This window comes from Mycobacterium sp. 1245805.9 (assembly GCF_001672915.1).
GTDB lineage: Bacteria > Actinomycetota > Actinomycetes > Mycobacteriales > Mycobacteriaceae > Mycobacterium.
Map to the genome: position 1 here is coordinate 67,946 of NZ_LZKR01000093.1, position 19,502 is coordinate 87,447.

The 19,502-nt window shown below is 67.1% G+C and carries 19 protein-coding genes; 8 read left to right on the forward strand and 11 right to left on the reverse strand.

Annotated elements, in window-relative coordinates:
* Positions 1–2 precede the first annotated feature (2 nt).
* Positions 3–1,334 (reverse strand): sensor histidine kinase KdpD, encoded by a 1,332-nt coding sequence (locus tag A9X00_RS13415; protein WP_067153842.1) that lies wholly within the window; start codon positions 1,332–1,334, stop codon positions 3–5.
* A gap of 190 nt (positions 1,335–1,524) precedes the next feature.
* A complete protein-coding gene (locus A9X00_RS13420) occupies positions 1,525–3,111 on the reverse strand; it encodes a SulP family inorganic anion transporter (protein ID WP_067153685.1) in 1,587 nt (528 codons plus the stop codon).
* Between the two features lie 299 nt (positions 3,112–3,410).
* Between A9X00_RS13420 and A9X00_RS13425 the strand changes: the two genes are divergently transcribed.
* Genes A9X00_RS13425 through A9X00_RS13440 form a run of 4 tightly spaced genes read left to right on the forward strand, consistent with a single transcriptional unit; the run spans position 3,411 to position 7,470 of the window.
* Positions 3,411–4,028 (forward strand): TetR/AcrR family transcriptional regulator, encoded by a 618-nt coding sequence (locus A9X00_RS13425; protein ID WP_067153687.1) that lies wholly within the window; start codon positions 3,411–3,413, stop codon positions 4,026–4,028.
* 30 nt (positions 4,029–4,058) lie between these two features.
* Positions 4,059–5,270, forward strand: coding sequence for an acyl-CoA dehydrogenase family protein (locus A9X00_RS13430; RefSeq protein ID WP_067153689.1), 1,212 nt, complete (start codon positions 4,059–4,061; stop codon positions 5,268–5,270).
* 32 nt (positions 5,271–5,302) lie between these two features.
* Complete coding sequence (locus tag A9X00_RS13435; protein ID WP_067153691.1) at positions 5,303–6,520, forward strand: GNAT family N-acetyltransferase; 1,218 nt, start codon at positions 5,303–5,305, stop codon at positions 6,518–6,520.
* Positions 6,521–6,522: 2 nt separating this feature from the next.
* A complete protein-coding gene (locus A9X00_RS13440) occupies positions 6,523–7,470 on the forward strand; it encodes an FAD-binding oxidoreductase (protein WP_067153693.1) in 948 nt (315 codons plus the stop codon).
* On the opposite strand, the gene A9X00_RS13445 is transcribed toward A9X00_RS13440, so the two are convergent.
* The 4 genes from A9X00_RS13445 to A9X00_RS13460 form a co-directional block, all read right to left on the reverse strand.
* Complete coding sequence (locus A9X00_RS13445) at positions 7,467–8,177, reverse strand: ABC transporter permease (RefSeq protein WP_369830747.1); 711 nt, start codon at positions 8,175–8,177, stop codon at positions 7,467–7,469. The two genes, A9X00_RS13440 and A9X00_RS13445, sit on opposite strands and share 4 nt — an antisense overlap.
* A 38-nt stretch (positions 8,178–8,215) precedes the next feature.
* Positions 8,216–9,181: an aliphatic sulfonate ABC transporter substrate-binding protein gene (locus tag A9X00_RS13450; RefSeq protein WP_067153695.1), complete on the reverse strand. Its 966-nt coding sequence runs from the start codon at positions 9,179–9,181 to the stop codon at positions 8,216–8,218.
* On the reverse strand, positions 9,178–9,948 hold the full coding sequence (locus A9X00_RS13455) for an ABC transporter ATP-binding protein (protein ID WP_197515155.1): 771 nt from the start codon (positions 9,946–9,948) through the stop codon (positions 9,178–9,180). Before A9X00_RS13455 ends, A9X00_RS13450 begins: the two co-directional genes overlap by 4 nt.
* A 109-nt stretch (positions 9,949–10,057) precedes the next feature.
* Positions 10,058–10,339: a hypothetical protein gene (locus tag A9X00_RS13460; protein ID WP_067153699.1), complete on the reverse strand. Its 282-nt coding sequence runs from the start codon at positions 10,337–10,339 to the stop codon at positions 10,058–10,060.
* Between the two features lie 200 nt (positions 10,340–10,539).
* On the opposite strand from A9X00_RS13460, the gene A9X00_RS13465 reads away from it, so the two are divergent.
* Positions 10,540–11,736, forward strand: coding sequence for an MFS transporter (locus tag A9X00_RS13465; RefSeq protein WP_067153853.1), 1,197 nt, complete (start codon positions 10,540–10,542; stop codon positions 11,734–11,736).
* A gap of 17 nt (positions 11,737–11,753) precedes the next feature.
* On the opposite strand, the gene A9X00_RS13470 is transcribed toward A9X00_RS13465, so the two are convergent.
* The 3 genes from A9X00_RS13470 to A9X00_RS13480 all read right to left on the reverse strand — a co-directional run bounded on the left by A9X00_RS13470 (position 11,754) and on the right by A9X00_RS13480 (position 14,067).
* Positions 11,754–12,380: a hypothetical protein gene (locus tag A9X00_RS13470; RefSeq protein ID WP_197515152.1), complete on the reverse strand. Its 627-nt coding sequence runs from the start codon at positions 12,378–12,380 to the stop codon at positions 11,754–11,756.
* A gap of 143 nt (positions 12,381–12,523) precedes the next feature.
* Entirely contained in the window at positions 12,524–13,561 is a 1,038-nt protein-coding gene (locus A9X00_RS13475) for an LLM class F420-dependent oxidoreductase (RefSeq protein WP_067153703.1), read from the reverse strand.
* Positions 13,562–13,566: 5 nt separating this feature from the next.
* Positions 13,567–14,067 carry a nuclear transport factor 2 family protein gene (locus tag A9X00_RS13480; RefSeq protein ID WP_082975183.1) on the reverse strand — a complete coding sequence of 167 codons (501 nt, stop codon included), beginning with the start codon at positions 14,065–14,067 and terminating at the stop codon, positions 13,567–13,569.
* 55 nt (positions 14,068–14,122) lie between these two features.
* On the opposite strand from A9X00_RS13480, the gene A9X00_RS13485 reads away from it, so the two are divergent.
* The gene (locus A9X00_RS13485; protein ID WP_067153705.1) at positions 14,123–14,689 is read left to right on the forward strand and encodes a PadR family transcriptional regulator; all 567 of its coding nucleotides are present in this window, start codon (positions 14,123–14,125) and stop codon (positions 14,687–14,689) included.
* A gap of 24 nt (positions 14,690–14,713) precedes the next feature.
* Here the strand turns inward: A9X00_RS13485 and A9X00_RS13490 are convergent, their stop codons facing one another.
* Positions 14,714–17,698, reverse strand: coding sequence for an aminotransferase class I/II-fold pyridoxal phosphate-dependent enzyme (locus A9X00_RS13490; RefSeq protein WP_232006800.1), 2,985 nt, complete (start codon positions 17,696–17,698; stop codon positions 14,714–14,716).
* A gap of 245 nt (positions 17,699–17,943) precedes the next feature.
* Between A9X00_RS13490 and A9X00_RS13495 the strand changes: the two genes are divergently transcribed.
* A complete protein-coding gene (locus tag A9X00_RS13495) occupies positions 17,944–18,159 on the forward strand; it encodes an acyl carrier protein (protein ID WP_066935553.1) in 216 nt (71 codons plus the stop codon).
* Between the two features lie 54 nt (positions 18,160–18,213).
* A complete protein-coding gene (locus A9X00_RS13500) occupies positions 18,214–18,465 on the forward strand; it encodes a hypothetical protein (RefSeq protein WP_067153707.1) in 252 nt (83 codons plus the stop codon).
* 314 nt (positions 18,466–18,779) lie between these two features.
* Here the strand turns inward: A9X00_RS13500 and A9X00_RS13505 are convergent, their stop codons facing one another.
* Positions 18,780–19,499: a CoA pyrophosphatase gene (locus A9X00_RS13505; RefSeq protein ID WP_067153709.1), complete on the reverse strand. Its 720-nt coding sequence runs from the start codon at positions 19,497–19,499 to the stop codon at positions 18,780–18,782.
* Positions 19,500–19,502 lie beyond the last annotated feature (3 nt).

A 19,502-nucleotide genomic window follows, 5' to 3' on the forward strand; every position in this document is an offset into this window, starting at 1 on the left:
CGTCACCCGGCCGGGCCGCGCCCGTCACCGGCCAGCCGCAGCAGCAGGCGCGTGCCGCCCAACGGACTGGAATGCAGGGACGCGCTCCCGCCGTGCAATTCGGCCTGCTGCGCGACGAGGGCCAGCCCCAGCCCCGACCCGGAACGCGAGGCGGTCGATCCGCGGGAGAAGCGTTCGAAGACCGCGGTGCGCTCGTCCTCGGGCACCCCGGTGCCGTTGTCGTCGACGGCGATTTCCACGCCCTCGCCGGAACTGGTCACGTAGAGCCGGATTTCGGTGGCGCTGCCGTGCTTGACGGCGTTGGCGATGGCGTTGTCGATCACCAGGCGCAGCCCGGTGGGCAGCCCCACCATCAACACCGTGGGCGACGGCACCAGCGACACCTGCACATCCGGGTAGACGCGCAGCGCGTCGTGCGCGGCCCGGTCCAGAAGCTCGGTGACGTCGAAGGGGACAAAGTCGTCGACGGTGGTCAGGTCGCCCTGCGCGAGCCGTTCCAGCGCCGTCAGCGTCGCTTCGATCCGGCTCTGGGTGCGGATGACGTCACCGATCACCTCCTGGCGTTGTTCCCTCGGTATTTCCAAGGTGGACAACACTTCCAGGTTGGTGCGCATGGCGGTCAGCGGGGTGCGCAGTTCGTGCGACGCAACGGCGGCGAAGTCGCGCGCCGACTCGAGCGCCGCCTTGGTGCGCTGTTGCTCGTTGCCGATGCGGGCCAGCATGCCTTCGACCGCTTCGGCGATCTCCACGGCCTCGCGCACGCCCCGAACCTGGACTTCGTCGGGGCTGGATTGAGCGTTGATGGCGCGGGCCTGCTGCGCCAGCAACAGGAACGGGTTGACCATGATCAGCGAGATCACCCAGCCGACGAGGATCGTGCCGCCGATGACGCTGCCGCAGATCAGCAACACCCGCATGTGCAGTTCGTTGATCCGGTGTTGGGCCTCGGCCAGCGGGGCGGCGAGCGCGATCGAGGCGGGGCCCGCGCTGAAGGTACGGACGCGGTACTGCACGCCGTTGATGGTGGTGTTGGCGTATCCGTTCGGGAGCTTCGGCAAAACGATATCGCCGGGAACGGACACCGTGACATCCCCGATGCGCGCGGTGCGCACCAGGTTGCCGTCCGGAATCGGCCGATCGGGATTGGCGAGCTGCCCGCTGGTGATCAGCGTGTTGATGTCTCCCAAACTGCTCACCGAATCCAGCCGTCGGTCGAGCTGGCTGTACTGATCGTTGGTGACGCCGATCCACACCCAGGCGCCCAGAAGGACGACCAGCGTGATCACCGACAGCGCGGCGACGATGAGGATGGTGCGCAGCGAGAGCACCTTCATCGGCAACCGCAGGTGGCGAACCGGAGGCGTATCGGTCGCCATCACTCACACCGTCCGCGGCAGCGGCCGAACTTCTCGTGACATCTTGCCTTCCGTCTTGGCCCTGGCTTGACCAACGAGCTCAGGATATAGGCGCGATGTTTGAGGTTAGCGGTTCACACGCGCGGCGCTACGAGCGGCGGCGCAGCGGTCAGCTCCCTTCGGCGGTTGCCGCCTTGGGATGGACCAAGGTCAGCTGGACACTGCCGCGTTCTACAGTTGCGGCCGCACCGTCGGACGGGCCGGTCCCGTCCGGCTCACTCACGCCGTGGATCCGCACCGTGCCGCCGGTGTGCCGATGGTGACGCAGCCAGTCGCTAATCGCCTGGTGCGCGGCGTGATCGAGGTAGTTGGCCGCCACGTTGACGGTCACCTTCGCGCCCGCCGGCACGGACGCCAGCACCCGGGTGAGTCGGGGCAGGGCGAGAAACGTACATGCGCCCCCGACCTCGATCGTCCATTCGTCACCCACGTGCGCGGCCTCGACCCTGGCCCGTATCACCCGCCAGCCGGTCAGCGCCACGGCGACCACGAGGCCGATCATGACGCCGTGCAAGAGATTGAGGAAGACCACCGCGAAAGCGGTGACGATGTAGACGGCGAGATCTCCGGTGCGCCGGGCGGTCTCGATATGCGCCGGCTTGAGCAGCTGGAGTCCAACGACGATGAGCAGGCCGGCCAGCGCGGCACTCGGAATCTGCTCGACCAGTTCCGCGAACGGGAGCGTGAACAGCAGGATCCACACGCCGTGCATCACCGTCGAGGCCCGGGATTTGGCGCCCGCGTTGACATTAGCCGCGCTACGCACGATGACACCGCTGACCGGCAGGCCACCGATCGCGCCCGACACGATGTTCGCGGCGCCCTGTCCGATCAGCTCGCGATCGAAGTCGGTCCGCGTTCCGTTGTGCATTCTGTCGATCGACACCGCGGTCAGCAGGCTCTGAACGCTGGTGACAAGCGCGACCGTCAGTACACCCACCGCGACGGCGCCCCAGCCGCCGTCGGGCAATTCCGGCAACTGCAGCGCATCCACGACGGATCCCTCGAGTTCGATCCGGGGCACGTCGAACGGGAAGACCCGCGAAATGACGGTCACCGCAACGATGGCGACGAGCGCTCCGGGTATGCGGGCGACTTTGGCGGGAGCCCATCGCCATCCGACGAGAATCAGTACCACCAGCACGCCCAGGATCATGCCGGGTCTGTGCGCGCCGACAACTTGATCCGGAAGTCCGATAACGTTCTGCCAGGCAGTGCTTTTGGATTTTCCGCCCAGCAACACGTGGACCTGTTGAAGTGCGATGGTGATTCCGATTCCGGCCAGCATTGCGTGCACGACGACCGGTGAAATCGCCAGCGCTGACCGCGCAATGCGGCTCATCCCCAGCAAGACCTGCACGACACCGGCGGCGACGGTGATCAAACATGTCACCCCCCAACCGAAGTCCGACACCAGGTCGGCGACGATGACGGTGAGCCCGGCCGCGGGACCGCTCACCTGCAGTGGTGATCCTCCGATGCACCCAGCGACGATCCCTCCGACGATCGCGGCTATCAGACCCGCGAGCACTGGAGCGTTCGATGCGATGGCGATCCCGAGCGACAGGGGAAGCGCGACCAGGAAAACGACCAGCGACGCAGGCAGGTCGCTGCGAATCACGCAGCCCAGCCGTTCTTTTCGTGATTCCGCGCCGCGATCGGCCGCTTGCTGAAGGGGTTCTCCAACTTGCTGCATTGCTCACTTTCTCATTAGGTGGCACCTGGGCGTTCCGCGATCTGCGGCACTCGCGTCGATGTAACACGCTGGGAATCAAGCATTTCCATGACTGCCGGCTATATCGTCGTTCGGCTGAGAATGCCCGGCCCCTGCTGTGAAAAGTAATTGGGGCGTTCGGACGCGGGCAACCCGACGGGCCCGTCGCATATCGAACGCAAAACTTTTGTCCGCATTCGCACCGCCCGAAGCGGTGGTTTGTGTGAAACGTGTAACACCGATGTTGCCCGCGGCATAGGTGAGTGAGTACTCTCTCACCTATGCAATCTTCGGGGCGTGACCGACTGCTGGGCGAAGCGCTGCGGCTTTTCGCCGACAAGGGTTACGCCGCGACGTCGGTGGCCGACATCCAGCGGGCGTCCGGTCTGGCGCCGGGGTCGGGCGCGCTCTACAAGCACTTCGGCTCCAAGCGGGAGCTGCTGGAGGCCGCCGTCGCGCACCGCATCGACAGCATCGTGGCGGCCCGCGAGCAGTACGACGCCGGGGAGCCCGGCAGCTTCGAGCAGGCGGTGCGAACCGCGGGGCAGTTGATCTGGAGCAACCTCAAGGACAGTGAGGATTTGCTCAAGGTCATGCTGCGCGAACCTGACGAGCTTGGCGATCTCGGCGAGAAGACCTGGCAGGTCATCACCGACAACGCCTATCAGCGGTTCGCCGACGAACTGGCCGCGTTGAATCGCTCGGGCCGCACCGAGATACCCGATCCCGCGGCGATCGCGGCCGTGGCGATCGGGTCGCTGTCTTACGCCGCGACGTTGCAGTCGCTGACCGGCCGCCTGCCCGGCAACATCGCCGAAGACCGCTACATCGAGGCATGGGTGAACCAGACGCTCAGCGTCCTCAGGCAATACCGCAAGCCGGAAAACCCGAAAAGCTGAAGTCCACCAATCTATTTCAGGAGTCATCCCGTGACATTTTCATTGCAATTGAGCGACGACGTGATCGAGGTGCGCGATTGGGTGCACAAGTTCGCGGCCGAGGTAATCCGCCCCGCCGCATCGGAATGGGACGAGCGGGAGGAAACCCCGTGGCCCGTGATCCAGGAGGCCGCGAAGGTCGGCCTGTACTCCCCGGACTTCTTCGCCCAGCAGGCGGCCGAGCCGAGCGGGCTGGGATTTCTCACCACGTTCGAGGAGATGTTCTGGGGTGACGCCGGCATCGCGCTGTCCATCCTGGGCACCGGTCTGGCCGCGGCGGCGTTGGCGGGCAACGGAACTCCGGAACAGCTGGGCCGCTGGCTGCCCGAGATGTTCGGTACGCCCGACGAACCCAAACTCGGCGCGTTCTGCTCCTCGGAGCCCGACGCGGGCTCGGACGTCGGCGCCATCCGCACCCGCGCACGCTACGACGAGGCGGCCGGCGAATGGGTGCTCAACGGCACCAAGACGTGGGCGACCAACGGCGGCATCGCCAACGTGCACATCGTGGTGGCCTCGGTCTATCCCGAGCTCGGCACCCGCGGCCAGGCCACGTTCGTCATCCCGCCGGATACCCCCGGCCTGTCGCAGGGGCAGAAATTCAAGAAGCACGGGATCCGTGCGTCGCATACCGCCGAAGTGGTGCTGGACAACGTCCGGCTGCCCGAGGACACGATTCTCGGCGGACGGGAGAAGTTCGAGGAGCGCATCGCGCGGGTCAAGTCCGGCGCCTCGTCGCGCGGACAGGCCGCGATGAAGACCTTCGAGCGCACCCGGCCCACGGTCGGCGCGATGGCGGTCGGGGTGGCCCGGGCCGCCTACGAATATGCGCTCGAATACGCCTGCCAGCGCGAGCAATTCGGCCGCAAGATCGGTGAGTTCCAGGCGATCGCGTTCAAGTTGGCGGACATGAAGAGCCGCATCGACGCGGCGCGGATGCTGGTGTGGCGGGCCGGATGGATGGCGCGCAACAACCAGAGCTTCGACTCGGCGGAGGGCTCGATGGCCAAGCTGGTGGCCAGCGAGACCGCGGTCTACGTCACCGACGAGGCCATCCAGATCCTGGGCGGCAACGGCTACACCCGCGACTACCCCGTGGAGCGGATGCACCGCGACGCCAAGATCTTCACCATCTTCGAGGGAACGAGCGAGATTCAGCGCCTGGTCATTTCGCGGGCGGTCACCGGCCTACAGATTCGTTAGGACTTCGCCGTCGGCTGCGACATGATGGCGGCATGACCACCGACATTCGGGTGCTCGACAGCGAGGACGACCTCATCGCCGCGGCGAACGTGTTTCGCGCAGCCATGGTGGGATTTCCCCCGCTGGCAAACCTGGCACCCGGTCAGATCACCGAGCTGCTCGAACCAGGCCGCACAATCGGCGCTTTCGTGTCGGGGCAACTCGTCGGCACCGCCGACGCGGTGACGAGCGCACTGACGCTTCCGGGCGGCGCGATCGTCGGCCACGCCGCGGTGACCCACATCGGGGTGCTGCCGTCGTTCACCCGAAAAGGCATCGCCACCGACCTGATACATCATCAGCTGCGCGATATCGCCGCGCGGGGTGAGGCGGTCGCGACGCTGCGCGCCTCGGAGGCGACCATCTACGAGCGCTACGGCTACGGTGTGGCGAGTTCGTCGCAGACGGTCGAGGTCCAGACCGCACGGGCGGCGCTGCGCCCCGGGGTGGCGGCCGGGGGTCCGGTGCGGCTGGTGGAAGTGGGCGAATCGTGGGACCTCCTGCCCCGGATCTACGCCGAGAATCGCCCGTCCCGCCCGGGGACCATCGACCGCCCGGCGGTGTGGTGGCGCAGCCTGCGGATGCGCGCCGAATCCTCCTCGGGCGCATCGTATGTCGCGGTGCACGGTGATCCGGGGTCGGAGTCCGGATTCGCTCGCTACCGCCCCGTCGACACCGATGCGTGGTTCGTCAGCGACCACCGCACCATCGCGGTCGAGGACTTCTTCGCGCCGACGATGGAGGCCTACGTCGGGCTGCTGCGCTTCCTGCTCGGGCTCGATCTCATCGACCGCGTGGTGTTCTGGATGCTGCCCGTCGACGATCCGTTGCCCTGGCTGCTCGTCGATCGGCGAGCCGCCCGGGTGAGTGCCGTGCACGATGAGACGTGGCTGCGGGTCGTCGATGCGCGAAAGGCGTTGGCAGCGCGCGGATATGTCGGGGGCGGGGAGGTCACCGTCGCGGTCGACGACCCCCTGTTGCCGGACAATTCGGCCAGCTTCACCGTCACCGCCGCCGGCGCGCAGCAGACGGACCGACCGGCCGCGTTGCACACCGGAGTCGACGCGCTCGGCGCCGCGCTGCTCGGTGGCGCGACCTGGCGCGGCCTGGCCGCGGCCGGGCTGGCCCGCGCCGACGACCCGCGAGCGCTCGCGATTGCCGATCGCCTGTTCGCGGTGGCGGAAGCCCCACACGCAGGGTTCTTCTTCTAGCGATGATCGTCATCGTCGGCGCGGGCATCTGCGGGCTGGCCGCCGCCTACGAATTGTCCCGGCGCGGGGAACGCGCGGTCGTGTTCGAGCGCGGTGAGCCGTTCGCGGAGCAATCCGCGGGACTGGCACGCATCTTCCGCATCGCGCATCGACGCCCCGCGTTGTGCAGGCTCGCCATGCGGGCCCGCGACGGCTGGCTGCGCTGGGAGACCGAGTTCGGCGCCGGGCGGCTGCTCGGTACGGAGGGCTTTATCGCCGCCGGCGCCGCCCGCGACACCGCGGCCGCGATGGACGACACCGGCGCCGCCTACTTTCGGCTTGACCGGTCCGACATCACCGCGCGAATCCCGTTCCTGGCCGCACCCTGGGAAACCGGATTGTTCGATCCGCACGGCGGCAGCCTTCGGATCCGCCGCGCGCTCGGCGCCCTGGCGCGGCGCGCGGCCATCGAGCGCGCCACCGTCGTGTCGGTGGCCGACGACGGCGCGACGACGCTATCGGACGGCACCGTCGTGCGCGCAGACCGCGTGCTCGTCTGCGCGGGTGTCGAGACGCCGGCCCTGTTCGGCCCGCTCGGCGTCGAATTCGCCCCGCACACCCGGTTCACCTACGAAGGCGCCGAAGCCGCCGGCGCCGCATGCCTTTCCGCGCCCGAGGGATACGGCTTGCCGCTGGGCAGCACGGGCCGCTGGGCGTTCGGGCAGGAGGTGCCCGACCCCGCGACCGTGCGCGCGCTGTTTCCGTCCCTGTCGCCGGTGGACCGGGTGGACTGCGTCACGGTTCGCGCCCCGTGGCTGGACTCGGGTGGCGACGGCTGGACGGTGGCCCGGCGGGGTCGCGTCGTCGCGTTCGTCGGCAGCAATCTGATGAAGTTCGGGCCCCTGCTCGGCGAATTGCTGGCCCAGGCCGTGCTGAACGACGAGCCGCCGAGCGAGCTCATCCTGGGCTAGGCGCGCCGCCTCGCCATTCGGCGCTCGAGCGTGCCCAACGCGGCATCACTGAGTTTGCCCAACCCGGCGAGCAGGACGATCGCCAACAGCATCACATCCGTGCGCCCGGTGTTCTGGCTGTCGATGAGCAGGAACCCGAGACCCTTCGACGAGGCGATCAGCTCCGCCGCCACCAGAAACAGCCACGCGTTCGCCAGGCCCAATCGCAGCCCGTTGACGAGCCCCGGGGCCGCCGCCGGCAGCATCACGGTCACCAACAACGAGGCGCCGTGCCGACCGTAGGCGCGCCCGACCTCCAGGAGCTGCGGGTCGACGTGCGAGAGTGCCGACGCCGTCGTCGTGTAGACGGGGAAGAACGCCCCGATGGCGACGAGCAACACCTTCGGCGTCTCGTCGATCCCAAACCACAAGAGCAGCAACGGCACCCATGCCAACGACGGCACCGTACGAAGCGCTGCCACCGTCGGCGCCAGCAGCCTGCGCGCGGCACCCGACAGACCGATCAGGGAACCGAGCGCGAGCGCCGCCGCCGCGCCGGCCAGGTAGCCGAGCACGACCCGCAACAGGCTGGCTTGCAGGTGGGTCCACAGTTCGCCGTGGCGCAGCAGGCCACCGAGGGCGCCCACCACATCGCCGGGCGGCGGCAACTGGCTGGCGGAGAACAGCCCCGCGGCGGTGACCAGTTGCCACGTCGCCAGCAGCAGCAACGGTACGACGAGGCCCACCGCCGGGGCGGCGCGCAACCTCAGGAGGCGTGCTGGGCGTACTTCGGGTCGATGATCGTGTTCAGGGCGCCGCGCCCCGCTTCGTCGGATTTGATGTCGGAGTCCGCCACGGCGATCGGCAAGATGTTGGTCAGGACCGCGCGCTGAGGATCGCCGGGGGCGGGTTGGATGTCCAACGCCGTTCGCTGCAACTCCTCCTGGGCCACGCTCTGCGCCACCTTCGCCTGCGAGGCCAGCAACGCCGCCAACTCGTCGGGATGCGCCTTCGCCCATTTCCGGGCCTCCTCATAGCTATTGACCACGGATTGGACGAGGTCCGGATGCGCGGTGACGAAGTCCTCGCGAACGTTCAGCACTCCGTAGGAATTGAAATCCGGGTTGCGGTACAGCAATCGAGAGCCTTGTTGCTGGATTGTCTGCGCCATGAACGGGTCCAGTCCCGACCAGGCATCCACGTCGCCGCGCTCCAGGGCGGTCTTACCGTCGGCATGCTGCAGGTTGATGATTTCCACGTCGGCAGGCGAAAGCCCCGCCGTCGCAAGCGATTGCAAAAGGAAAAAGTATGGATCCGTCCCCTTGGTAACCGCGACCTTCTTGCCCTTCAAGTCGGCCACCGAGTTGATCGGCGAGTTCTTCGCGACAACGAGGGCCGTCCATTCCGGCTTGCTGTACACGTCGATGATCTTGATCGGCGTGCCGTTGGCCCGCGCGACCAATGCGGCCGAACCCGCGGTCGACCCGAAGTCCAGCGCCTGCGAGCGCAGCCCCTCGTTGGCCTTGTTGCTGCCGGCCGACAGGACCCAGGTGACGTTGTAGCCCCGGTTCTCGAGCAGGCGCTGGTCGCGCACCACCAGGCTGAGGGGGTTGTAGTAGGCGTAGTCCAGTCGGATGTCCTTTGACGCCGTCGGACCCGCCTTCGAACCGCAGGCGGATATGGCGCCCGCCAGCGTGAGGATCGAAATGGCCGCTAGATACCGGGCTTTCATTCTGCGTTTGCCTCCTCGTCGCGGGCGGCGCCGTGCCGGCGCACGCCGAGTTCGCCCAGCAACCGATCACGCAGCGCGGTGATGCGCGGGTCGCCACGGTCGCGCGGCTTGGGAATGGTGACGTCGAATGTCGCGGCAATCGTTGCGACACCCCCAGTTTCGGCGCGCAGGATCAACACCCGGTCGGCGAGGATCACCGCCTCGTCGACGTCATGCGTCACCAGGAGTGTGGTGGTGCCTGCCTCCTGCTGCACCGTGTCGAGCAGGTCCTGCATCCGCAGCCGGGTCAGTGCGTCTAGGGCCGCCAGCGGCTCGTCGAGGAGCAGCACGCTGGGCCGCCGGGCGAGGGCGCGCGCGAGGCCTGCGCGCTGGGCCATACCGCCGGACACCTGCCGCGGATAGTGGTCGCCGAATTCATGCAATCCGACTACATCGAGCCAATGTTGCACCACGGCTTGCCCTTTCGACCGGGCGGTGCCGCGGGGCAGACCGAAGGCCACGTTGTCCGCCAGGTTTCGCCAGGGCAGCAGCCGGGGTTCCTGAAAGACCATGGCGCAGCGCGGGTCGATCCCGCGAACGGCAACGCCGTCGATGTCGACCCGTCCGTCCGTCGGGCGGTCCAGACCGGCGATGAGCCGCAACAGTGTCGACTTGCCGCTTCCGGACGATCCGAGCAACGCGACCACCTCGCCCGGCTCGATCTCGACGTCGACGTCGTCCAGCACGGCGTGCTTGCCGAACGTTCGGTTGACACCGCGCAGCGACACCTGTGCCGGCGCAGGGTTGCTCGACGTCACCCGCGCAGCCTAGAAATCGAGGCCGGCGGTCACCAGGTTTGGATTGGTCGTGATTCGAACCCGGCTCCGGCCGGCTCGGTCAGCCGTGCGGAGCCTCGGAGATCTTCGTGTCCGGCTTGCCCAGGGTTTGGCAGTAGGTCAACGCGGACAGCCGGGTCGCCGTGATCTCCGCGTTGGTCGGATCGGACCCGTTCTTGTCCTTGAGCATCTTGCTGACCTCATCGCTCTGCTTCTTTTCGTCCTGCCCGGTGAAGTCCTTGCACTTCGTGTCGCCGCCGGTGTTGACGATCTGCGAGGCCGAGCACGCGCCGGACAGCAGCGCGGCCAGCGCGATCCCGGCCGCCGCGGTTTGCTTGATCATTTGCCCTCCTAGGTCCGGTTTGAGCTGTCTGTTCACCAAATCGGCCTATTTCAAACCTCACTGCGATTTGCGCCTCCTGGCCTTGTGTTTGCTTGCGCCGCAGCGGGAATACCTTCGTCGGTCGCTACGTCTATTGGGTCTATTGGGGAGTTACAAAGCCCGGGAAGGATAATGCAGTGAGCCCGTCGAACGCATCGACGTTGGCGAAGACGGACGAGCGCGACGACGGGCTCCAGCCGGGCACGAACCGTGCTGTGTTCGCCAGCGTGCTGGCCCTGCTGCTGTCGACCGGATGGGTCGCCAACCACTTCGTCGCGTTGATGCCGACGATCAGCGACCGCCAACACCTCGGCGCGGCCCGGCTCGACGCCATATTCGGGATCTACGCGGTGGGATTGTTGCCCGGACTGCTTTTCGGCGGGCGTGCCTCGGATGCGCTCGGGCGCCAGTCCGTGGCGTTGGTGGGCTCGACGACCGCTCTGTTGGGCACGCTGGCCATGCTGTTCTCTCAGCAACCCGACGTCTTGCTGGTGGGACGGTTGGTGGTCGGGCTCGGCGTGGGTCTCGTGATGAGCTCCTGCACGGCATGGGCGTCCGATCTGAGGGGTCCCGCAGGCGCGGCCACCGCCGGTGCGGTGCTGCTCGCCGGGTTCGCCGTCGGGCCGTTCGCCGCGGGCGTGATCGCGCGGGCCGGCCAGCTCGGCATTCGGGTGTCGTTCGCGCTGGCCGCCGTCCTTGTCGTGGCGGCGATGATTTTCTCGGTCTTGGCGGTGCGGACCGCGGACGGTATCGCGTCGGCGGGCGCGGAGTGCTGGGAGCCCTCGACCGCGGCGCGGCGAGGAACCGCGTGGGCCTTGAGCTGGGCCATGCCGCTCGCACCATGGGTATTCGCCTCGGCGACTTTGGGATTCATCGCCATCCCCAGCCGCGTGCACACCGGGCTCGCCGCCCCGATGGCCGCGGGAACCGCCACGCTGATGGTCAACGGCGTCAGCGGACTCATTCAACTGCTCGCCCGGGCGCTTCGCTGGGGACCCCACGCCGGGACCGCGGGCGCCCTGCTGGCCGCGCTCGGCTACGCGACAACCGCCGTGGCCCCGCCGACCATGTCGGTGGCGCTGGCCGTGCCGCTGTTCCTGATCTTGGGATGCGCGTCCGGCCTATGCCTGCGCGAGGGCTTGATCGATCTGGAGGCCGCCGCGCCGCGGCGGTTGCGCGGCGCGCTGGTCGGAGTCTTCTACGTGGTGACCTACGTCGGCTTCGGCCTGCCTCTGATACTGACCACAGCCGGGTCCGCGGTCTCGGCGACGATCTTGGCCGTCATGTCGGTGCTGGCGGTGACGACGGCGGTGAGTCGCGCGGTGCGGGTGCGGCGGGCTGCGCACCGCCAGAGTTGATTCGGTGGTCGGATGCCTTATGCCGCCACAATTTTCGGTCGCTCGCCGACGACGCTCAGCCCTGCCAAACGTCGCCACGAGCGGATGGCGTGGCGCGTGATCTCCACGACGCGGGCGGCTCCAGCCTCCGCGTTCGCCAGTCGGTGCGCCTTGAGGGCGTTGCCGGTCACGGCATCCAGCGTGTCCCAGTCGTCGGTCTCGACGAGCGCGGTCGATTGAGCGGCTGCCCGAACGGCGTACCTTTCGGCGGTCACCGGCGTGGTACTGATCGCGCGCGCGGCGCGGGCGGCGCCGTCCCATTCGGCGATCGGCGGCGACTCGCCGGGGGCGAGCCGGCGATGCAGTTCGGCGATGTCGGTGATCGCCCCGGCCGCCGCGTTCCCGGCGTAGCGAACGACGCCCCACGGTGGGCTGACCAACAGCTTGGCGACCCAGGGGTGCACGACGGCGTCGGCGACATCGGCGGTGCCGACCGTCAGCCACCCCAACTCGAGTACCACCAGGCTGTCATCCGGCGAGAGATACCCGTCGGGCCCGGCCAGCAGGTCGTTGCACGCCTGGACGAACGAGGCCAGCGGGCGGGCCGAGGTCGCCGGGAAGTCGGTGATCTGCTCGTCGCCGTTGATGTATGAAATCGCATTCATCGCACACCCTTTGCCTGATCCGGGCCGATGCGATCCCCTAGCCAGCCTCAGCGGATGGGTGATTCGGTCCAGGTCCATTGCAGCTGCTTCCTACGGTGGGCGCAATGAACCCATGCTATGGCAAGCGAGGCCGCGATAGGCGGTTAGACCAGTTCGCGTAGCGTTTCGATCAGCTTGATCCGCTCCTGCGGCGTGCCCGCCATGGGCGCGACGTTCAGTGTCGTTACGCCCGCCTCTCGGTACGCCGCCAGGCGCTCCTTGACGAATTCCCGCGTACCGATCAAGTTGACGTCTCGCACCAGTTCGTCGGGCACCACCTTGGCCGCGCCGTCCTTGTCGCCGGCCAGGTAGAGCTCTTGGACGCGGTCCGCCTGGGGACCGTAGCCGTACTTGGTGGCCAGGGTGTGATAGAAGTTCTTGCCCTTCGCGCCCATCCCCCCGATGTAGAGCGCCAGGTGCGGTTTGACGAATTCGCGCAGGGGCTCGACGTTTTCGCCGATAGCCAGGACCGGTCCGGCGTACACGTCGAGCGGCCCGAGCGCCGGGTCGCGCTTGGCCTGACCGGCGGCCAGCGCCTCACCCCAAACGTCGCGCGCCTTCTCCGGGAGATAGAAGATCGGCTGCCAGCCCTCGGCGATTTCAGCGGCCAGCTCGACGTTCTTGGGTCCGAGCGCGGCAATCAAGATCGGGATGCGCTCTCGGACAGGCTTATTGATGAGCTTCAGCGGCTTCCCGAGTCCGCTGCCCTGGCCCTCGGGCAGCGGGATCGTGTAGTGCTTGCCGCTGTGTCGCAGGGTCTCGCGTCGCCACACCTGGCGGCAGATCTCGATGACTTCGCGGGTGCGCGCGATCGGGGCGTCGTAGGGCACTCCGTGGAAGCCCTCGATGACCTGGGGGCCGGACGCGCCCAAGCCGAGGGTGAACCGGCCGTCGGAGACGTAGTCGAGACCCGCGGCGGTCATCGCGGTCAGCGTGGGGGTGCGTGTGTAGAGCTGCAGGATGCCCGACGCCAGCTCGACCCGTTCGGTGCTCGCCGCCAGGTAGCCCAGCGCGCTCACCGCGTCGAACGAATATGCCTCGGGGACAAAGACGATGTCCAACCCGGCGCGTTCCAGGTCGGCCACTTCGGCAGCGACGTCCTTGAATCCGCCGGCGTAGTTGATTCCCAATCCGATCCGCATGATCCCTACCCCTGCGCGGTGGCGAACTGGTTGGCCAGGTCGACCGCCTCTTGCTGGATCCGATCGAACTGGGCGGCCATCGCCTCCGACAGCGCCGTCGCACCCGAGAGCGGGCGCACCATCACCATGAAGTCGTCGATCAGCCCGTCGTCGTCGAAGTGGAGGAAGTCGCATCCGGTGATCTTCACCCCCGGCGCCCCCGCTATCCCGGTCTCGAACACCAGCGCGTGGTCGCGTCCATTGCCGTCGGCGATTTCGCGGACGTAGTGGAAGTCCTCGAAGACCCGCAGTACACCACGCAGGATCGCGGCGGTTATCGGCTTGCCGACATAGGGCTTGAACGCCACCGGGCTGGTGAACACCACCGTGTCGGCCAGCATCGCGTGGATGGCCGCCTCGTCGCGCTCCTCGACCGCCTTGCGAAAGGGATGCTTAGAACTCACGCGGCACCTCGCATAGTCAACTTGTTGAATAGGCGTGCTCGACGTTAAAGCCCGCCCGACCATATGTCGATGTGCGATTAGTCACTTTGTTGATTATTCACATTGTTATGCTTCAGGCGTGTCCCTGCGTGATGCGGTGCTGGCCGCCCTCCTCGACGGCGAGGCCTCCGGGTACGACCTGGCCAAAGGTTTCGACGCGTCGGTGGCGAACTTCTGGATGGCCACCCCGCAGCAGCTGTATCGAGAGCTCGAGCGGCTCGCCGAGCAAGGTCTCATCCAAGCGCGGGTCGTGCATCAGGATCGCCGGCCCAACAAGCGCATGTTCTCCCTGACCGAGGCCGGCTACGAGGCCATCGTGCAGTTCACCGCCCGGGCGCCGAAGCCCCCGGCGATCCGCGACGAGCTTTCGGTCAAAGTCATGGCCGTCGACGCCGGCGACGCGCGGGCAGTGCGCGACTTCATGGTGGAACGAGTGCAACGGGCGAAAGCCAAATTGCAGCGCTACGAACGGACGCGTGCCCGGATGCTCGACGGCCGCAGCGAAACGGAATACCTGGCGCAGGCCGAACGAGTCGGCCCGTATCTGACGCTGCTGCGTGGAATCTCGTTCGAGAAGGAGAACATTCGCTGGGGCGAGCGCGCCCTGACGATCATCGAACGTCGCCTACCCGGCCCGCGCGCCTAGGCGCCGCGCGCGGCCCGCACCTCGTCAGCCGGGCTGCTGCCCGCCGATCAATTCGTCCACACCAACCTCGGGTACGTCGCCGCCGGCGGCCGTCGGCGGGTCCGTCGCGAGCGCGTCGCCGGGGACCTGCGAACCGACCAGCTCCTCGTGCCCGACCTCGGGGACGTTGCCGTCGCCGTTGGACCCGCCGTGCTTGGCGGACTTCTTTTTCGGCGATTTCGCCGACGCCGGCGCGGCCTTGCGTCGCGAAGGGCGATGATCGTTGGGCGCCAGCCCGACCGCTTCGCTGACCACCTCGATGGCCTTCTCGGTGTACACGCGATACCCGAAATTCGGTAGGTAGCCGTGGATTTCGGGTGTGTCGAGGTCGCGCATGAACTGCAGAATCTCGCGGCTGAACACCTGGCCGGGCACCAAGACCGGAAAGCCCGGCGGGTAGGGCGTCACATACGTCGCCGACACGATGTCGACTCCCGCGTCCAGCCGTTCGTCGATCTGCTCGCCGGTGAGGTATTCGCAATTGGTGTCGTCGTAGGAAAGGTAGAAAGCCCGGCGTACGTCGCCCTCAGGCGTCGCCTCGCTTCCGCTGTGATCCAGGAACGCCGGGTGGAAACCGCTGAAATCGGGCAGCGGCAACGACATCTCGGTGAGTCGGTAGACGGCACGCGCGAAGTGTTCGCGCTCGCCTAGGCTCATCTCGGAGATGTTCTGGTCCAGCTCGCGGGCGATGTTGACGAGCACCTCCACCAAGAAGGCCACCGAGCTGCGAGTGGTGCCGATGTTGGTCATGAACAGCACGCTGTTGCGCGACGTCTTGTTGATCTGAATTCCGTAGCGGTCCATCAACTGTTGGCGCTTGAACGTGTCGCCGTCGTAACCGGTGGGGCCGATGAACAAGGTGATTCGGGACGGATCGAGCACGAACTCGTCCTGATCCCAGGCGGCCATCATGTTGCGCAGACCCGAGCGCAGGGGCTGTTCGATGGCCGACGGCCGAAACTCCTCGGGGATCAAATCGGAGGTCCGCAGGCACCGCATGTACTTGCTGAGCAGCGGATGGTTGTCGATCGCGTCGCGCAGCTGCATCGCGTTCTCGATCTGCCGCTGCACCAGCTCGACACCCTCCAGCGCCACCTGCCGGCGGCCGAGGTCCAGCGACGCGAGGATCTGGTAGTTGGGCGAGGTCGAGGTGTGCGCCATGTACGCCTCGTGGAACGGTTCGGCCACCTTCTGGTCGTAGTCCTGATCGAAGACGTGGATCATCGATCCCTGTCGCAGCGCGGTCAGCGTCTTGTGCGTCGACTGGGTCGCATAGACCCGCACCCGGGCCCGCGCCGGGTCGGGAATCAGGCGGCGGTCCAGCAGGTCGTCATCGCTGGGCGCCTGCTGCGTTGCCAGTTGCTCCTCGAAGCGGCGCTTGTACTCGGGGTCGCCCAGCCGCTCGCGCAGCGCACGCGCCGCCGCCATCGCGGTGCGGGTCCGATACACGGGGTGGAAACGGGCGAACGCGAACCATGCCTCGTCCCACAGGAACACCAGATCGGGCTTGATGGCGAGGCACTCCTCCATGACCCGCTCGACGTCGTAGACGATGCCGTCGAAGGTGCAGTTCGTCAGCGACATCATCTTGACGCGGTCGAGCTTGCCGGCGCGCTTGAGCGCCAGCAGTTTCGATTTGATCTCGCGCAGCGGGACCGCGCCGTACATGGAGTAGTCGTTGAGCGGATACGCCTCGAGGTAAATGACATTCGCACCGGCGAGCATCATCCCGTAGTGATGGGACTGATGGCAGTTGCGGTCCAGCAGCACGATGTCGCCGGGCGCCACCAACGCCTGCGTGACGATCTTGTTCGCCGTCGAGGTGCCGTTGGTGACGAAGTAGGTATGGCGCGACCCGTAGGCCTCCGCGGCGAGCTGCTGGGATTCGCGCAGCGGGCCGGTCGGCTCGAGCAGGGAGTCCAGGCCGCCACACGTCGCCGACGTCTCGGCCATGAACACGTCCAGGCCGTAAAAGCCGACCATGTCCCGGATCCAGTGCGAGTTGACGATCGACTTGCCCTGCGAAATCGGCAAGGCGTGAAAGACGCCCGTGGGCCGGTGACTGTACTGCTTGAGCGCGCTGAAGAAGGGGGTGCGGTAGCGGGCCGCCACACCCTGCAGGATCGACAGGTGCAGCTCGAGCATGCCCTCCCGCGCGTGAAACACCCGGCGGAAGTACTGGCCCAGCCGCCCGGCGATGTCCTCCACCTCGATCTCGGTCATCAGATACAGGTCGAGTTCGGGCCGCAGTTTGGCCAGGGACACCGCGAGGATCTGCGCCCGCTCCTCCGGCGATTGGTGATCGACCAACTCATGGGACACGTCGGTGTCGACGAATTCGGCCAAGGCGGACAGGTCGCGCGTCGACTTGGCGGCGAAACGCCGGCGGACCACGACCGCCTGCAGGTTGACGTTGAGCCGGGCGGCGATGAGCGCCTCGTCCCCGCTGGACACCACCACCAGCTCGTAGACGAATTCGTCGTCGGGGCGCCGCCATTTGCGGACCTCGTTGCGCAGCGCCCGCTCCTGGTCTTCGGTCATCTTCTCGACGACGAGCACCTCGAAATAGGGGCGGTCACGCTGCGTCGCCGGCTGATGCTCGACGAGCTGGCGCGGATCGGACGGGAACATGTCCAGGTCGTCGCTTCCGGCGTTCTCCACATCGCCCGTGCGGTACGACTCCGTGGTCAGCGCGCGGTTGATCTGCACCAGGGCTTGCGCGAACTTGTCGTAGCTGCCGGCGGCGAACAGGCGCTGGACCCGGGCGAACTGCGGCGAACCCGGATAGGCCCAGTACGGCTCGAGAGTGCTTAGCCGCGTGAGCAATTCCTGACAGGTGTTGATGCATTTCGTCTTCAGCGCCCCCTCGGTGGTCGGGCGGGTGAGCCGATCGGCGGCCTCCTCCAACCGGCACCACGAGTCGCTGCGGACCTGCCAAAGACTGTTGTAAGCGCGCAAGTGTTCCGTCATGGTCGCCCTTTCTTTGGTCGCGGCGACTCCTGGGTCCCGGAGCGTCGGTCAAGGTTCGCAGACACAATCCGCCCGCCGGTTACTAGAAGACAAATATTGCACGTCCGTCGAGCGACAGCACCTGGAGACAATGGTTACGGGGTCCTGGACCGCGTGCGTCCAACCGCGTCGGCCGCCTGTTTAGGCGCGCGGCCCAGGGGTAGGCCTCAGACGTCAACTTCGACGACGACCTGAGGAGGTGCGGAATGGCGACGGGCGAAACCGGCTTCGACGACGTGACCTACGACCTTGTTTCGGTGCAGTACCACTCGCTGAAGGCCGGACACGACTACGGACAGTACGTCCGCGATGCCAAGAACGCGGGGCTCGACGACGTGGCCTCGTTCTTCGAGGACGTCATGGCGGAGGATTCCAAGCGCGCGCAGCGCTGCCATGATTTCCTGGTGCAGCTCACCAAGTGAGTTCGCCCTCAATAATGTTGCGTTGCAATTCAATTGGTCGCTATCGTCGCGTGTATGACTGAAGTTACCGGTAACGACCGAATCGATGACGTCACACCCGGCGACGTCATCGGCGTCGACCGCGGTGCCGGCGAACAGCCATACAAGGTGGTGTTCAAGGACTTCACCGACGGCCGCTACCTTGTCACGCTCGAAGGTGCTGGCGAAACGTTCCAGCTCGACCTGGCGCCGGGCACGCGGGTGAAGAGATCCCTCGCGGCGAAATGGGAATCGGGCCAGAGTCCCACACCGCACTCGGACGGCTGACCGAACCCGTTTAGATCCGGCTGCGCACAAGCGGTTTCCGCCGTCGTCCTAGGCAGCGGCCGTGGCGGCCCGGGTACACCAGCGTCACCTCGGAATGGACGTGACCGCAAGCGGCGCATCGCACCTCGTACTCAAGCTTGTTGTCACCGAGGTCAAGAAATTGATACTCGGCCCACGTCGCGCACCGCGGGCACCGCGCGCGTCCACGTTCCACCGCCATCAGCACCTTCTCCCCCACACTTGCCGCACAACCTTGCAGGGGCATACCCATTCGGGAATCGCCCGAATCACGGGCAGGCCGTGAGGCGCTGGCGCTACTTCCAGGCGAACACCGGCTGTTCCAACTCATCGACCCGGTCGTCGCGGCCTTCCAGGCACAGCCACCGCAGCTGCAGCAGCACGGCGCCGGTCGGCGCGTGGATGAGGTCATTGCCCAGCGGGATCTGCACGACGGGTCGCGGGCTCTCCGGAATGCTGATGAACCGCGGCGAATCGTCACGCAACAGTTGGTGCAGGCCCACCCGGTAGACCGCCAGCACCTCCTCGGGCGCGGGGCGGGGGTCCAGCCGTCCGCCTCCCCAGATCACCACCGGGGTGATCACGTAGCCCGACCGGGTCGGGTAGTCGTCGAGTAGACCCAACACCGCCGAGTCGCGCAGTTCGATGCCGACCTCCTCGCGCAATTCGCGCAGCGCCGCCTCGACAGCCGTCTCACCCGGATCGACTCGCCCACCCGGCAGCGCCCACTGCGCCGCATGAGAAGTGAGGCGAGATGCCCTGCGGCACAGCAGGAAGGCCGCACCTCCGGACGCATCGACCATGCGCCCGTCGAGGTCGGTCTCCAACGCCGGGCCCGCGGCGATCCAGTCGTCCAGCGGCGCGGGATCTACCCTGTCCTCCCCGACCTCCGAGTCGACCAACACCACCGCGACGGCCGCGTGCCGCTTGGCCTCGTCGGTCACCGCGCGCCGGTCATGGCCCGCCAGATGTACCCGGATACGCTCGCGCAGGGCGTCGTCATAGGTGATGGTCACGGC